Here is a 15,128-nt window from a genome sequence, read left to right as displayed (position 1 = left end):
AATTGAAATAATTCACAGTCTTTTTAAAACCCGTCACATCCCGTATAACGGAGGTGCATCAATGAAAAATAAGCGAAAATTCATATTAGTCGTATTCCTGCTGTTTGCTATCATTATCACAGGTGTCATCGGGTACATGCTGCTTTTAAAAGTGAATTTTGTCGACGCATTGTATATGACGGTGATCACGATTTCAACCGTGGGCTACGGCGAAGTCGGCGTGATGACCGATTCGGCGAAACTGTTTTCCGTGTTCATCATTTTTGCGGGCCTGTCGATGGTCGGCTACGGTTTAACAAGTCTGGTCTCCCTGTTTTTCGAGGGAGAATTCAAATCTGCCTGGAGGAGAAAGCGTATGGAGACAAAAATACAGGAAATCAAAAATCACTATATCGTCTGCGGCGCCGGCGATGTCGGCAGCACAGTCATCAACAGCTTGCGGGAAAACGCCGCCGATTTTGTCGTCATCGAGGAAAACGAAAAGCGCGTGCAGGAATTACAACAGCTGGGCGTGTTGACCATCATGGGCAATGCGACCCATGAAGACATCCTTCAAAAAGCGGGCATCGCAAACGCCAAAGGGTTGGTCTGCACGCTTCCCACCGACGCCGAAAACGTCTTCACCGTACTGACCGCAAGACAGATGAACCAAGGGCTGTATATCGTCTCTAAAGCCATCGAAACCACCTCTCACCAAAAATTATTGCGCGCCGGCGCAAACAAGACGATTTCCCCGAACGAAATCGGCGGGCAGCGAATCGCCTCTCATCTGATCCGCCCGTCTGTCATCTCCTTTTTGGACGTGATCACCCGCGCCGGAGACGTGACGCTTGATCTGGAGGAAGTCGTCGTTCCCCATCTTTCCGAGATCGAGGGAAAAAAATTATCTCAGGCAAAAATCCCCGAGCGGACCGGCCTGTTGATTCTGGCGCTGAAAAAATCCGACGAACCGCATTTCAAATTCAACCCCGGTTCGGGTGAAACCCTGCACAGCGGAGACACCATGGTGGTGTTGGGCACGAAAGAGCAGATTCATTCCCTGAATCAAATCATCAATCATACATAATTTAAATGCATCGGCAAAGCGCTTTCGTTTTATATCACGTTCAATCAGAGAATACTAAGTTGTCCGTCTTTTTTTCGTTTTTTTTGAAATCCGCAGAAACTTTATACCAATATCTTAAAACCCTTGACAAGATAAAACGTTTTATTCTATAATAACTGCGTTCTCATCGCATACAGCGAGAACAACTTTGACCGGTTTCGGTTTGAAAATCCGAGACCAAAGGCCATACGGACAGCCGGGTCAACTGCCGATTGTGAAGCAAACCCAGTGCGCTTCACATTATTGATTGCGTTAAGAGCGCAAAGTTCTATAAGTTGGCAACTCAATTGCCAGTTGGTTACTTCATAACCAAGTGTACTAGGGTACACGCTTGTGAAACGATCAATAAGAGTAGTAAAAGTAGTTCATACTGTATAGACTCTGAGAATCAAAATAGAAGCGGGCTTTCTCTCTGTTTCAGTGACAGAGTTTGCATCACTGTCTGCCTCAAAATAGATTTCGACGTTTTATAAGGTGTACCACAGCTCTGTGGCACATCTTTTTATTTTTGGAGGTTGCACAAAAATGGCGGAAAAAATACGGCTGTACGGATTCAACAATCTGACAAAATCGCTGAGTTTTAATATCTATGACATCTGTTATGCCAAGACGGCCCGCGAGCAGCAGGACTATATCAAATATATCAACGAACAATACAACTCCGACCGTCTGACCGAGATTTTGACAAAACTCTCCGAGATGATCGGCGCGACCGTGCTGAACATCTCCAAACAGGATTACGAGCCGCAGGGCGCCAGCGTCACGTTTCTGATCGCCGAGGAGAGCATGGTCAAAAACCGCAGCGGCGAGACGGTTACGGCGCATTTGGACAAGAGCCACATCGCGGTACACACCTATCCGGAATACCACCCCGAGACCTCGATTGCGACATTTCGCGTGGATATCGACGTCGCCACCTGCGGCGAGATCACCCCGCTTTCCACGCTGGACTTTCTGATCGGCAGTTTCGACTCCGACATTATCACCATCGATTACCGCGTGCGCGGCTTCACCCGCAACATGGAGGGCAAAAAACTGTTCCTCGACCGGGACATCGTCTCCATTCAAAACTACATCAATAACGACACGCTGTTGAAATACGACGCCGTGGATATCAACGTCTATCAGGCGAATATTTTCCATACCAAAATGCTCATCAAAGACCCGGTGCTGCAAAATTACCTGTTCAATTCCGACGTCTACGAGATTCCCCCGAAGACCCGGTTGGAAATCCTCAATTCCCTGCGCCGCGAAATGATCGAGATTTTCAGTGGCCAGAATGTTTATCCGGAGAACGGGAAATGAGCGACCAATCCCGCGCGCCGCTGATGGAGGCGCTCGAGCACATGCGCAACAACCGGCTTGTACCGTTCGACGTCCCGGGCCATAAACACGGCAAGGGCAATCCCGAACTGACGGAGTTTTTGGGCGAACAATGCCTCTCGGTCGATGTCAATTCGATGAAGCCGCTGGACAACCTCTGCCACCCCACAAGCGTGATCCGAGAGGCGGAACAGCTCGCGGCCGAGGCCTTCGGCGCGGCGAACGCTTTTTTTATGGTCGGTGGGACGACTTCCTCGGTGCAGGCCATGATCCTCTCGGCGGTCAAGGGCGGCGACGAAATTATCCTGCCGCGCAACGTCCACCAGAGCGTGATCAACGCATTGGTACTCTGCGGCGCGGTTCCCATCTATATCAATCCGCAAACCCACAAACAACTGGGCATCTCTCTCGGGATGTCGGTTCAAGACGTCCTGCACACCGTCGAAGAACATCCCCACGCCAAAGCCGTTTTAGTCAATAACCCCACTTATTACGGCATCTGTTCCGATCTGCGGCAGATCACGAAAATCGCCCACGAAAAGAACATGCTGGTTTTGGTGGACGAGGCGCACGGAACACACTTTTATTTCGGCAAGGACATGCCCGTCTCGGCGATGGCAGCCGGCGCGGATATGGCGGCAGTCAGCATGCACAAATCGGGCGGCTCGCTGACCCAGAGTTCGATTTTATTATGCGGCCCGAAAATGAACCCCCATTACGTCCGAAAAATCATCAATCTCACCCAAACCACCAGCGGCTCCTATCTGCTGCTGTCCAGCTTGGATATCTCCAGACGAAATTTGGCTTTGCAGGGCGTTGAGATTTTTGAAAAAGTGAAGAATTACGCCGACTATGCGCGCGAGGAAATCAACGCCATCGGCGATTATTATGCCTATTCCAAAGAGCTGATCAACGGCGACAGCATTTTCGATTTTGATACCACCAAACTCTCGGTCAATACCCTCCGGCTCGGGCTGGCGGGCATCGAGGTCTACGATCTGCTGCGCGACGAATACGGCATCCAGATCGAGTTCGGGGATTTGGGCAATGTGCTGGCCTACATCTCGGTGGGCGACAAGCATAAAAACATCGAGCGGCTCATCAGCGCGTTCAGCGAAATTCACCGCGTCTATAAGCGCAGCAATAAAGACCTGCTCGACAGCGAATACATCAATCCCATCGTGGTGATGTCCCCGCAGAAGGCCTTTTATTCCGATAAAATCAGTTTGCCGATCGAGGAATGCGCCGGCAGGGTCTGCACCGAATTTGTGATGTGTTATCCGCCGGGCATCCCGATTTTGGCGCCGGGCGAGCGCATCACCGACGAGATCATCCGGTATATCCGCTACTCCGGCGAAAAGGGCTGTCTGGTCACGGGTCCGGAGAGCATGAACGCCAGCCGGCTGAACGTGCTGAAAGGAGAATAAAATGGACGATCTTTGGTACAGCGAATATCACGCGCCAACCGTGCGGTTTTCCATCAAAGTCAAAAGCCAGCTCTACCATGAAAAGAGCGATTATCAGGATATCTCGGTATTCGATTCGGTGGAATTCGGGCGGTTTCTCACGCTGGACGGCATCATGATGCTGACCGAGCGCGACGAGTTTATCTACCACGAGATGATCACCCATCCCGCAATGGCCGTCAATCCGGAAATCAAAAACGTGCTTGTCATCGGCGCGGGCGATGGCGGTGTGGCACGGGAATTGATCAAATACAAACACATTCAACAGATTGACGTGGTGGAAATCGACGAACGCGTCGTGACGGTCTGCAAGGAATATCTTCCGAAAACCGCCTGCGGTTTCGATGACCCACGAGTTCAGCTCCATTTTCAGGACGGCTTAAAATTCGTCCGCCGCCGGGAAAACATCTACGACCTCATCATCGTCGATTCCACCGACCCGTTCGGCCCCGGCGAAGTGCTGTTCACCAAGGAGTTTTACGGCAGCTGTTTCAACGCGCTGACCGAAAACGGCATCCTCGTCAATCAGCACGAGAGTTCTTTTTATAAAAGCGACGCCAAAGAAATGCAGGCGGCGCACCGCTACAACATGCAGGTTTTCCCCGTCAGTCGGCTCTATCAGGCACACATCCCGACTTATCCCTCGGGCCATTGGCTGTTCGGATTCGCCTCTAAGGGGCTTGATCCCATCAACGACTTCAAAGCGGACGATTGGAACGCGCTCGGAATCGCAACGCGCTATTACAATACGCCGCTGCACCTCGGGGCGTTTGCCCTGCCGAATTATATCAAGGAGCTGCTTGCAAATGGATAAAAACGTGCAAACATTTTTGGCCTGCGATGCCGAATACGCAGAGGCGCAGGCCGTGCTGTTCGGCGCGCCGTTCGACGGGACGACCTCGTTTCGGCCCGGTACGCGGTTCGGGCCGTCTGCCATCCGCAGCGAGTCCTTCGGCATCGAGACCTATTCGCCCTACTGCGACAAAGATTTGGCCGATTACAGCATCTTTGACGGCGGCGATCTCGAACTGCCCTTCGGCAACACCGAGCGCGTTTTGGCGATGATTGAAGCCCATACCGCACAGCTTTTAGCCGATGAAAAGCGCTTTGTGATGTTGGGCGGCGAACATCTGGTGACGCTCGGTGCTTTGCGTGCGGTAACCAAGCGCTATCCCGATCTCCGAATCATTCATCTCGATGCGCACACCGACCTGCGCGATGAATACATCGGCGAAAAATTATCCCATTCCACGGTGATGCGCCGGGCGTGGGAATTGGTCGGCGACGGCAAAATTCATCAGTTCGGCATCCGCAGCGGCGAGAAATATGAATTCGAATTCGCACAAGTGCATACGAATCTGCGCAAATTCGATTTAGAGGGCTTTGAAAAAACCATCGCCCAGCTGAAAGATCAACCGGTGTATTTCTCTTTGGATTTGGATATATTGGATTCCTCGGTCTTCTGCGGAACCGGCACCCCCGAGGCCGGCGGCGTGACTTTTCAAGAATTGATGAATGCCGTTTTACAGCTTCACGAGTTGAATATCGTGGGCTGCGATATCAACGAACTCTCCCCGCATTACGACCAAAGCGGCAGTTCCACCGCCGTGGCCTGCAAAATCACCCGGGAAGTTTTACTTCAGCTAATAAGATGAAAATCGATATGTCAAAACTTTATTGTAGCCCGGTCGGAACCGAAAAAGAATACCGACGCCTTATACGGTAGGGAACGGTCTTGACCGTTCCGAAAACCTGAGCGTTTTCGTGAAATTAATATTCCAGAAAAATAATAGGAGGGCTATACCATGGGAAAATGTATGATCATCGGCTGCGGCGGCGTGGCAAGCGTCGCCATCCATAAGTGCTGCCAAAACAGCGAGGTTTTCAGCGAAATCATGATCGCCAGCCGCACCAAATCCAAGTGCGACGCGCTCAAGGCCAAACTTGAGGGCACCACCAAAACCAAAATCAGCACCGCGCAGGTGAACGCCGACCACGTCGACGAACTGGTCGCATTGATTCAGCAGTTCAAACCGGACGTCGTGTTGAATCTTGCCCTGCCCTATCAGGATTTGACCATCATGGACGCCTGCCTTGCGACCAAGACCCATTACGTCGACACGGCGAACTACGAGCCGCCGGAGCTGGCGAAATTCGAATACAGCTGGCAGTGGGCTTACCGCGAAAAATTCAAACAGGCGGGCATCTGCGCGCTGCTCGGCAGCGGTTTTGACCCGGGCGTGACGAGCGTGTTCTCGGCCTATGCGTTAAAGCATTATTTCGATGAGATTCACTATATCGACATTCTCGACTGCAACGGCGGCGATCACGGCTATCCTTTCGCGACCAACTTCAACCCGGAGATCAACATCCGCGAAGTCACCGCAAAGGGCAGCTATTGGGAAGAAGGACACTGGGTCGAGACCGAGCCGATGGAGATCAAGCGCGAATACGATTTCGAGGGCGTCGGCAAAAAGGATATGTATCTGCTGCACCACGAAGAGTTGGAAAGTTTAGGCCTCAATATCAAGGGTATCAAGCGCATCCGCTTCTTTATGACCTTCGGCCAGAGCTATCTCACGCACTTAAAATGCCTGCAAAACGTCGGCATGACCTCCATCGAGCCGATTGAATTTGAAGGCCACCAGATCATCCCGCTGCAATTTTTAAAGGCACTGCTGCCCGATCCCGCGTCTCTCGGCCCGCGCACCGTCGGCAAGACCAACATCGGCTGCATCTTCCAAGGAGTCAAGGACGGCAAACCCAAGACCTATTATGTCTACAACATCTGCGACCATCAGGCCTGCTACCGCGAGGTCGGCAGCCAGGCCATCTCGTACACCACCGGCGTTCCCGCAATGATCGGTGCGATGCTCGTGATGAACGGCAAATGGAACAAACCCGGCGTATGGAACATGGAAGAGTTTGACCCCGATCCCTTTATGGACGCGCTCAATAAATGGGGACTGCCCTGGGTCGAGGACTTTAATCCGACCCTCGTTGACTGATGAACGAACGCCTTTATTCGGTCGAGACGCCCTGCTATGTCGTCGATGAACAGCGCCTCGAAGAAAATCTCGTCATTTTAGCGGATGTCGCCGAACAGGCGGGCTGTAAAATCCTGCTCGCGCAAAAGGCCTTTTCTATGTTTTCCGTCTATCCGCTCATCGGAAAGTATTTGGCGGGTACGACGGCCAGCGGTCTGTTCGAGGCCAAATTGGGGCATGAAAAGATGGGCAAAGAGACCCATATTTTCTCCGCTGCTTACCCCGAAAAGGACTTCGACGAGATTTTAACGCTCTGCGACCATATCTCGTTCAATTCGTTCTCCCAGTGGGAAAAATACCGCGAGAAAGCCCTTGAGGCGAAAAAGAGCTGCGGCATCCGCATCAATCCCGAACACTCCACGCAGGGTCACGGCATCTACGACCCCTGTGCCGAGGGTTCGCGTCTCGGCGTCACCCGCAAGCACTTCCGTGAAGACCTGCTGGACGGCATCGAGGGGCTGCATTTTCACACCCTCTGCGAACAAAACAGCGACGCACTGATCGAGACGCTTGCGGCGGTGGAAGAAAAATTCGGCGAGTTCATCCCGCGCATGAAGTGGGTCAATTTCGGCGGAGGCCACCACATCACCCGCAAAGATTACGACCGAAAAGCGTTGATTGACTGTATTCAAAAATTCAAAAAAAAGTATCACGTCGAGGTCTATCTGGAACCCGGGGAAGCTGTCGCCTATTACGCCGGGTATCTGGTCGCCTCGGTGCTTGACATCGTCCGCAACGGTATTGATATTGCCGTACTGGACGCGTCCGCCGCCTGCCATATGCCCGATGTCATCGAAATGCCCTACCGCCCGCCGCTGTATCAAAGCGGTAAACCGAATGAAAAGCCATACACCTACCGCCTTGCGGGTCCGACCTGCCTTGCCGGTGATGTCATCGGGGACTACTCCTTTGATCAGCCCTTAAAAATCGGCGACAAACTGATTTTCGAAGACATGGCGATCTATACCATGGTCAAAAACAATACCTTCAACGGTATATGCCTTCCCTCTATTGCGTTGCTGAAAAAGGACGGCAGCATCGAACCGATTCGGACTTTCGGATACGATGATTTTAAAAACAGATTGTCTTGACATAAAGACCTATGTGTCATCCTGAGCGGAGCGCCGTTTACAGCGCGTAGTCGAAGGATCTCGCCATCACCAAGCCCTGAAAAATGGTTATTCATAACCATAATCTAACAGAGATTCTAACCCGCCCGTTGCCGCCGGTGACAGGCGGTTTTCTTTTTAGCGGTTGAAGGCGGCTCTCCCCTGTAGTATAATGAGTTGGTTAAATCCTTTATCCGCGCACACCGGATAATTATGATCATATCGGAGGCAATTATGGATTATAAAAAATATACCTTTCAAAAGGCCGTTCCCGTCTGGGAGACCGGAAAAGAAACCGAGGTCAATCACTGGCTCGAATTCCGCTGTGAAGCCAAAAAGAGCGAAAGTGTTTTGCTTATGTTGTCCGGTTCAACTGCTTATATCGTTAAGGTTAACGGCAAGTTCGTTACCTTCGGCCCCGCAAGATGCGCACACGGATTCTACCGCGTCGACGAACTCGAGCTTGCTCCGCTCTGCGACCGGGAAAACAACATCGTCACCGTCACGGTGTTCGGCTATAACTGCACGAGTTATTACCACATCTGCCAGCCGTCCTTTTTATGCGCAGAGTTGATTTGCGGCGGGAAAGTCACAGCCTATACCGGCGGCGACGACTTCATCGCCCGCGAAGTGACCGAGCACGAGCAGAAGACGGAACGCTACAGCTTCCAGCGGCCGTTCACCGAGGTCTATAACCTCGATTCCTCCTATCGCGATTTCTCGACCAAAGCGGATATCTCCGCTTTTACACCCGTCCCGCTCTCACGCACCGAGGATAAGAATTTTATCCCGCGCGGAAGTTATCTCAACCGCTATTCCCATGTCGGCGCAAAAGAGGTATGCCTGCGCGGTAAATTCACCGTCGGCGACCACAGCAAAGACATCGCCTACAGGAGGCATATCACGGGTATCTCCGATAACCTGACCGGTTTTCAACTGAACGAACTCACAACCAATTCCCTGCTCACCGCTAAAAATATTGACTCTTACGATATGGTCAAGGTTTCGGAAGCACCCGAAACAGTGAAGATCAAACAAAACGAATTCGCCGTCTATGCGATGAAACATAACACCACCGGGCAGATCGAATTCACCGTTACCTGCGAAAACGACGCCGAGGTGCTCGTCACCTACAGCGAACTGCTCGAAAAAACGGGCGAGCCGGTCGATTTCAGCCATGCCGACCTGGTCAGCGTACTGATCTGGCGGCTGAAAAAGGGCACTTATCGCCTCTCCTCCGCCGAGCCGTACACGGCCATGTATCTGAAAATCGCCGCAATCGGCGCAAACATCACGGTCTCCGATTTCGGCATGAACTATTTCGGCGCAGACGAACCGAAGAAAATATATAACGGCACCGACCCCCAACTGCAGGCCATCTTTGACGCCGCAGTCGAGACCTATCGCCAGAACACCTTCACCATCTTCATGGACTGTCCGTCCCGTGAGCGCGCGGGCTGGCTGTGCGACAGCTTTTTCACCTCCCGCGTCGAGCGCCTGATGACCGGAAAGAGCGAAGTCGAACACGCTTTCCTCGAAAACTTCCTGCTGCCCGAACATTTCGAAAACCTGCCCGACGGCATGCTGCCGATGTGCTATCCCGGCGACCACCGGGACGGAAACTTCATCCCAAATTGGGCGATGTGGTTTGTGCTTGAGCTTGAGGAATACCTCGCCCGCACGGGCGACCGGGCTTTTATCGACGCGGCAAAATCCCGAATTTATGCGCTCTTGAACTACTTTACGCCGTTTGAAAATGAATACGGACTGCTCGAAAAACTGGAAAAGTGGGTCTTTGTGGAGTGGTCGAAGTCCAACGAATTGGTGCAGGACGTGAACTTCCCGACCAATATGCTCTACGCCCGGATGCTCGAGAGCGTTGCTCATCTTTACGGCGATCAAGCTGCCGCCGAGAAAGCAGCGAAAATCAAAGAGACAGTCAACAAGCTCTCGTTTGACGGCCAATTCTATTGCGACAACATGGTGCGCGGTAAGGCGGGAAAACTCTATCCGACCGGAAACCGCACCGAGAGCTGCCAATATTACGCCTTCTTTTGCGGCACGGCCTCCCGCGAAACCCGCCCCGAGTTATGGAATATTCTGCTCAACGATTTCGGCCCGCAGCGTATCAAGGAACGGAACTGGCCGAATTTCCGCGACGATGCAAAATGGAAAGAAATTTATCCCGCTAATACCTTTATCGGCAACTATCTGCGGCTCGAGCTGCTCTGCCGTTACGGGGAATATGAAAAGCTGACCGAGAACATCAAGGGCTTTTTCACCAAGATGGCAGACACCACCGGCACGCTCTGGGAAAACGAAACCCCGAACGCCAGCTGCAACCACGGGTTTGCCTCCCATGTTCTGTACTGGATGGACAAACTCGACATGATTTCAAACAAATAGAAAGCAAAAAGATGAAGAAGAAAATTTACATGGCGGATGAAAAATGCCGCATGAATTTCGAGGTCTTTACGCCCGAACCGTTTAAAAAAAATCTGCCCCTGATCGTTTACTTACACGGCGCGGGCGAGCGCGGCACGGTAATCGAACACCTCAGCCGCCATGGGATTCCGCTGATGCTTGAAAACGGGTATGAAACCGAAGCCGTGATCTTATGCCCGCAGTGCCCGGGCGACTGCGTTTGGGACAACATTCCGCACGAGGTTAAAGCCGTCATTGACCGGGTGATCGCCGAATATGACGTTGACCATACGCGGGTCTCGCTGACCGGCTCGAGCATGGGCGGCTTCGGGACATGGATGATCGGGCTCACTTTTCCGAACTTCTTCTCGGCGATTGCGCCGGTGGCGGGCGGCGGGATGTCGTGGCGCTGTTCCAATCTGAGCACCACGCCGGTGCATGCCTATCACGGCGGGGCGGACACGGGGGTGCCGTTAGTCTATTCGCAGCTGATGGTAGATTCGGTGGTGAAAAACGGTGGCAGCGCAGAGCTGACTGTGCTGGATGGATACGGCCACTGCGACGGTATCAACACCGCCTATCAGCAATACGGCATCATCGACTGGCTGCTCTCTCACAAGCGCACCGATTTCTCCCCAATCCCCGAGGCCCTCTCGGTATATTATTAAATCGCATTTAAAAACGTAAAAAGCTCGAAACCGTATGGTTCCGAGCTTTTTTACGTATGAAAGAGACAGGTATAGTATGCAATTTCAATGCGGTTGTTCTTCATTCTCTCTGCCGAACGAAGCAGCCATTTAAAACTTTCGTTCAAAAAACGAATCGCACAATTTATGATAAGTTATTTTTAATATTTATTCAATTAAATTGCGCAAACGATATAAAAAAATGCGTAAACGATTGATGAGTAAAAAAGCTCCTATATGATTCCGAAATTCGTTTTTCAACATAAAAATAAAGAAATTTCTTTACAATTCGGTCGATTTATAGGATAATAAAGCTAATCGAACTTTTGAAGGGACATATATGTACATAGCCATTTGCGATGACGATGCCAACTTAATAATCGATCTAAAAAACAAATGCAAAAATGCCCCTTGTTTTTCGGATACCGCTTCTCCCGTCAAGATACAGACTTATCATAGCGGGGAAGAACTTATTACTGCTCTAAATGCAAATCCTCAATTAACATATGATATCATTCTTCTGGATATCGAATTCGGCCCGAACACCGTCAACGGAATCGAGACAACGAAAATTCTCCGTGAAATGGGTATTGAAACACCTGTCATCATCACAACTTCCTATGATTCCTATCTGCGACAGGGTTACGGTCTCGGAATCATGCGTTATATCACGAAACCGGTTGCGCAGGAAGAAATCGACGAAGCCCTAACCATTTGTCTTAAAAAGATTGCTCTTCTCGACGCAAAAATCGTGTTAAGAGATGGCAACCGGAACACTGCGGTCCGGTACCGGGATATCGTCTATTTTGAGTGCCGTAGTCACACCGTCATCGTATACGCCAAGACCCGGCAAAAATACACCTGCAATACCACTATCAGTTTTATTGAAGAACAGATGCCCAAAAAGTATTTTTATAAAATTCACAAGAGCTTCCTTGTGAATTTCAATTACGTCTCCTGCATCAAAGATCTCAATTTGACCTTAGACGACGGTACTGTTCTGCTGATTGCGCAAAGACGCCGGAGCAAGTGCATGGACTTTTTCAGGGAGTATGTTAAGGAGAATATTTGATATGGAAATAATCGTTCAATACTCGTTAAAGTTATTTGCTGCCATAACCGAAGTAATATTAATATATTACTTCTCAGATGCTTTTTTTGAGAGACGTCTCCGTAAGGCTTGCTATCTTATCGGTGCTTTTGCTGTGGTTTTCCTGTTTTTAATTGATTGTTACTTCAACGCAATAAGTATTATTGTAGGCGGCTTTATCATTGCAATTTTAATCATTGTTTTCTCATCTTATGGTGGTTTTTCGGAGTTTCTTCCCAAATTACTGATCTCTGTTTTTATTTATTGGGTTCTAAATCTCGGTGAAACCATACCCGCGATGCTCTGCATGTGGCTTTTTGGAGAGTCGAATTTTATACTCGCAATGCAAACCAATATCATTATATTTACAATTGTTTATGTTGGCAGCAAAGCTTTTTCTTTCCTTTTAACCTTTATCGTAAAACAAGCCTCAAAAAAACAAATTGTAGCATTTAAACTAAAATATAAAATATTTTTGCTTCTTTGTCCGACAATCAGCTTTGCAATCTATTATTATTGGTGTAACCTCATCTATTATGGAAAACAAAATGATTATGTTTTTACACTCGGGCTTTCTATTGCGCTGTTCCTTCTAAATTTATTAAATATAAAATTATTAAATTGGATTATTGAAGACGCTGAGGAGAACGCAAGAATGTCCATGGTCCAGGAATACTTAAAAAACGAGAGATCTCATATCACAAAGCTCGACGCGCGCAACGGCGAAATCCGTAAAATAAGCCATGACATTCGGCATCATATGCTGACGTTATCCGCGTTGCTGTCGTCAAAGAATTATCCGGAGGCCGAAAATTATATAGAGCGTCTAACCGATGACGTTCTTCAAAAAACCAAGACCATTGACAGCGGTAACACCTTGATCGATTCGGTTATCAATGAATATTATGCCCAGGCAGCCGCCCACGGAATCAAAATTGTTTATCATATTAAGATACTCGAAAATCTGCCGGTTGACGAAATCGGCCTTGTCATCATTCTGGGAAACGCTTTAAAAAACGCCATTGAGTATTGCGAAAAGGAAAAGATCGATACCGTCAAAGTCACCATGCGCAGCAACGATAAATTTTTAATAATAGAGATCATCAATCAATTAAAAACCGTTACGCCGGAAATGAGCGCGGGCATATTTAAATCAAGTAAACCCAATCAGCTTATTCACGGAATCGGTATCCGGAGCATGAGGGAAACCGTTAAATCCATGTCCGGTGATATCTCCATCGAATGTAAGGATGAGCGTTTTGTTCTCTCCGCAATTATCCCCTTAAAGCGCGTGAATTAATCGTTTGCGCGCTTTTTTCTATCGTTTGCGCAAATAGTGTTGAAATTAAGCGAAAGATGTTTTATATTGTAGTCGGAATTCTTTAATTCACTATGCTACGAAGGAGGTTGAAAATGATGAAGAAGTTTTTCTCGATGGCATCAAAACTCTGCTTGTTGCTCGCCCCCATTGCATTAACCACTGCAATTGCATCAAATGGAATCATGTGCGTAATGTGGGCATATCAGCCACAGGCGCCCGAATCACTGCAAAAACTCGGCAAATGACACATTTTCAGGTCTGTGACGTTTCCGGTATATGTTTCAAACATATACCGGCTTTTTATGGGTATGCTGCATAAATTAGCGTTAAAAATTTCAGATTATTTTAAAAAAATGAATGTCCTGAAAGTGGATCAGGAGATTTACACATACGGTATCGAATTGATTCTGAGCGACGTTTTGAATCTGTTAATTCTGTTTATTGCAGCCTGTGTGCTAAACAGAATTTTAGAAACGGCAGTTTGGAGCGCTGTGTTTCTCGTATCGAGAAAATACACCGGCGGATTTCATGCACCGTCTCATTTCCTTTGCATTCTGACCGCTCAAATCGGTTTCATCGTATCGTATTTTGTCTGTGAATCCCTGAATCCTGCGGCTTACATCTGGTTTGAAAGCATTATTACAGGAATAGGAATTATAATTCCCCTTGTTTTCGGCCCCGTAGGAAGTCCCAAAAAACCCATTACAAAATCGTTTTATCAAAAAAAGAAAATTTCATTATCCGTGTTTTTAATCGCAATAACCGCAGTATTTTTATTAATCATATTCTTCTTCTCGGATATCAAGGTGTTTCTCTATGGTTTTGCGTCCTATATGGTGGTAATTTTCTTAATTCCCGCCGGATATATAGACAACAAAATAAGGTGTGGTTATGGGAGTGGGGTTATTACTAATGAAAATTAAATTTAACAATGAACTACTGTATTAAAATAATACGAATTGAAGAATTGTCGAAGGACATATGGGAACATCATCCGAAAGAATTTCATGAAATAATGAATCTTTTGGATTTCACATTAGAAATCAAAAATCCGTTTGAACGCAAGTGGATGACTTCCTATGAACTTCCCACCTTCATTTTAAATCGGTTTGTTAAAATCAATGATTATAATCAAGCGGAAATCGAATTGATTTGTAAACAAATAATCAAGTTGTGTGCTTTTATTGACAATGGTTACGACAACGAAACCATTAAAGCGTTTTTTCAAGCTCATCTGAAAAAATTGGGGTCATGACCGGAGCAACGGGTCACGTAATAAAAATTTCATAAACCCGACAGGGCCGCAGCGTTTCGCCGCCGCCCTGTCGGGTTATTTCATATGTGCCGTGCCGTTAAAAGAGATAACAGCTATTCCTGTGCGCTGAAACCGATGTCGTCGAGCGTCTCGATGGCGGCGGCGGCTTTGGCGTCTTCCACCTCGACGGTCTTGGTTGCAAGGTCGACCTTGAACGCGATTCCCTGTCCGGTAAGCGCCTTTGAGATGCGCTCGACGCACATCTGACAGTGCATGTCGGGTACTTTCAGTGTTTTCATTTT

14 protein-coding genes are annotated in these 15,128 nt (G+C 48.8%); 13 read left to right on the top strand and 1 reads right to left on the bottom strand.

From position 1 onward, the window contains the following. Positions 1–61 precede the first annotated feature (61 nt). The 13 genes from PK629_06460 to PK629_06400 all read left to right on the top strand — a co-directional run bounded on the left by PK629_06460 (position 62) and on the right by PK629_06400 (position 14,494). A complete protein-coding gene (locus PK629_06460) occupies positions 62–1,066 on the top strand; it encodes a potassium channel protein (GenBank protein ID HOP11114.1) in 1,005 nt (334 codons plus the stop codon). A gap of 564 nt (positions 1,067–1,630) precedes the next feature. After that, positions 1,631–2,410, top strand: coding sequence for an adenosylmethionine decarboxylase (gene speD / locus PK629_06455; protein HOP11113.1), 780 nt, complete (start codon positions 1,631–1,633; stop codon positions 2,408–2,410). Continuing rightward, positions 2,407–3,855 carry an aminotransferase class I/II-fold pyridoxal phosphate-dependent enzyme gene (locus PK629_06450; GenBank protein ID HOP11112.1) on the top strand — a complete coding sequence of 483 codons (1,449 nt, stop codon included), beginning with the start codon at positions 2,407–2,409 and terminating at the stop codon, positions 3,853–3,855. Before speD ends, PK629_06450 begins: the two co-directional genes overlap by 4 nt. A gap of 1 nt (position 3,856) precedes the next feature. After that, positions 3,857–4,708 carry a polyamine aminopropyltransferase gene (gene speE, locus PK629_06445; GenBank protein HOP11111.1) on the top strand — a complete coding sequence of 284 codons (852 nt, stop codon included), beginning with the start codon at positions 3,857–3,859 and terminating at the stop codon, positions 4,706–4,708. Beyond that, the gene (gene speB / locus PK629_06440; GenBank protein HOP11110.1) at positions 4,701–5,549 is read left to right on the top strand and encodes an agmatinase; all 849 of its coding nucleotides are present in this window, start codon (positions 4,701–4,703) and stop codon (positions 5,547–5,549) included. Before speE ends, speB begins: the two co-directional genes overlap by 8 nt. A gap of 150 nt (positions 5,550–5,699) precedes the next feature. After that, positions 5,700–6,902: a saccharopine dehydrogenase family protein gene (locus PK629_06435; protein ID HOP11109.1), complete on the top strand. Its 1,203-nt coding sequence runs from the start codon at positions 5,700–5,702 to the stop codon at positions 6,900–6,902. Beyond that, a complete protein-coding gene (gene nspC / locus PK629_06430) occupies positions 6,902–8,032 on the top strand; it encodes a carboxynorspermidine decarboxylase (GenBank protein HOP11108.1) in 1,131 nt (376 codons plus the stop codon). The genes PK629_06435 and nspC overlap by 1 nt, the downstream gene beginning before the upstream one ends. Before the next feature lie 252 nt (positions 8,033–8,284). Continuing rightward, positions 8,285–10,456 (top strand): hypothetical protein, encoded by a 2,172-nt coding sequence (locus PK629_06425; GenBank protein HOP11107.1) that lies wholly within the window; start codon positions 8,285–8,287, stop codon positions 10,454–10,456. Positions 10,457–10,467: 11 nt separating this feature from the next. Beyond that, the gene (locus tag PK629_06420) at positions 10,468–11,142 is read left to right on the top strand and encodes an alpha/beta hydrolase-fold protein (GenBank protein HOP11106.1); all 675 of its coding nucleotides are present in this window, start codon (positions 10,468–10,470) and stop codon (positions 11,140–11,142) included. Between the two features lie 358 nt (positions 11,143–11,500). Next, a complete protein-coding gene (locus PK629_06415) occupies positions 11,501–12,232 on the top strand; it encodes a LytTR family DNA-binding domain-containing protein (GenBank protein ID HOP11105.1) in 732 nt (243 codons plus the stop codon). Position 12,233: 1 nt separating this feature from the next. Continuing rightward, positions 12,234–13,550 carry a GHKL domain-containing protein gene (locus PK629_06410; GenBank protein ID HOP11104.1) on the top strand — a complete coding sequence of 439 codons (1,317 nt, stop codon included), beginning with the start codon at positions 12,234–12,236 and terminating at the stop codon, positions 13,548–13,550. 113 nt (positions 13,551–13,663) lie between these two features. Further along, entirely contained in the window at positions 13,664–13,816 is a 153-nt protein-coding gene (locus PK629_06405) for a cyclic lactone autoinducer peptide (protein HOP11103.1), read from the top strand. A 57-nt stretch (positions 13,817–13,873) separates the two neighbouring features. Continuing rightward, complete coding sequence (locus PK629_06400) at positions 13,874–14,494, top strand: accessory gene regulator B family protein (GenBank protein ID HOP11102.1); 621 nt, start codon at positions 13,874–13,876, stop codon at positions 14,492–14,494. Positions 14,495–14,939: 445 nt separating this feature from the next. Here PK629_06400 and PK629_06395 read toward each other — a convergent pair whose 3' ends face one another. Beyond that, positions 14,940–15,125: a heavy metal-associated domain-containing protein gene (locus tag PK629_06395; GenBank protein HOP11101.1), complete on the bottom strand. Its 186-nt coding sequence runs from the start codon at positions 15,123–15,125 to the stop codon at positions 14,940–14,942. Between the last annotated feature and the right edge of the window lie 3 nt (positions 15,126–15,128).

This window comes from Oscillospiraceae bacterium (assembly GCA_035380125.1).
In the GTDB taxonomy this organism is placed as follows: Bacteria; Bacillota; Clostridia; order Oscillospirales; family JAKOTC01; genus DAOPZJ01.
Note: the sequence above shows the minus strand (reverse complement) of the source record. Positions and strands in the feature narration are given on the sequence as shown.

Excerpts from the sequence above, each read along its gene's own strand:
- PK629_06460 (HOP11114.1), top strand. The coding sequence starts at position 62 with ATGAAAAATAAGCGAAAATTCATATTAGTCGTATTCCTGCTGTTTGCT.
- speD (HOP11113.1), top strand. The coding sequence starts at position 1,631 with ATGGCGGAAAAAATACGGCTGTACGGATTCAACAATCTGACAAAATCG.
- PK629_06450 (HOP11112.1), top strand. The coding sequence starts at position 2,407 with ATGAGCGACCAATCCCGCGCGCCGCTGATGGAGGCGCTCGAGCACATG.
- speE (HOP11111.1), top strand. The coding sequence starts at position 3,857 with ATGGACGATCTTTGGTACAGCGAATATCACGCGCCAACCGTGCGGTTT.
- speB (HOP11110.1), top strand. The coding sequence starts at position 4,701 with ATGGATAAAAACGTGCAAACATTTTTGGCCTGCGATGCCGAATACGCA.
- PK629_06435 (HOP11109.1), top strand. The coding sequence starts at position 5,700 with ATGGGAAAATGTATGATCATCGGCTGCGGCGGCGTGGCAAGCGTCGCC.
- nspC (HOP11108.1), top strand. The coding sequence starts at position 6,902 with ATGAACGAACGCCTTTATTCGGTCGAGACGCCCTGCTATGTCGTCGAT.
- PK629_06425 (HOP11107.1), top strand. The coding sequence starts at position 8,285 with ATGGATTATAAAAAATATACCTTTCAAAAGGCCGTTCCCGTCTGGGAG.
- PK629_06420 (HOP11106.1), top strand. The coding sequence starts at position 10,468 with ATGAAGAAGAAAATTTACATGGCGGATGAAAAATGCCGCATGAATTTC.
- PK629_06415 (HOP11105.1), top strand. The coding sequence starts at position 11,501 with ATGTACATAGCCATTTGCGATGACGATGCCAACTTAATAATCGATCTA.
- PK629_06410 (HOP11104.1), top strand. The coding sequence starts at position 12,234 with ATGGAAATAATCGTTCAATACTCGTTAAAGTTATTTGCTGCCATAACC.
- PK629_06405 (HOP11103.1), top strand. The coding sequence starts at position 13,664 with ATGATGAAGAAGTTTTTCTCGATGGCATCAAAACTCTGCTTGTTGCTC.
- PK629_06400 (HOP11102.1), top strand. The coding sequence starts at position 13,874 with ATGGGTATGCTGCATAAATTAGCGTTAAAAATTTCAGATTATTTTAAA.
- PK629_06395 (HOP11101.1), bottom strand. The coding sequence starts at position 15,125 with ATGAAAACACTGAAAGTACCCGACATGCACTGTCAGATGTGCGTCGAG.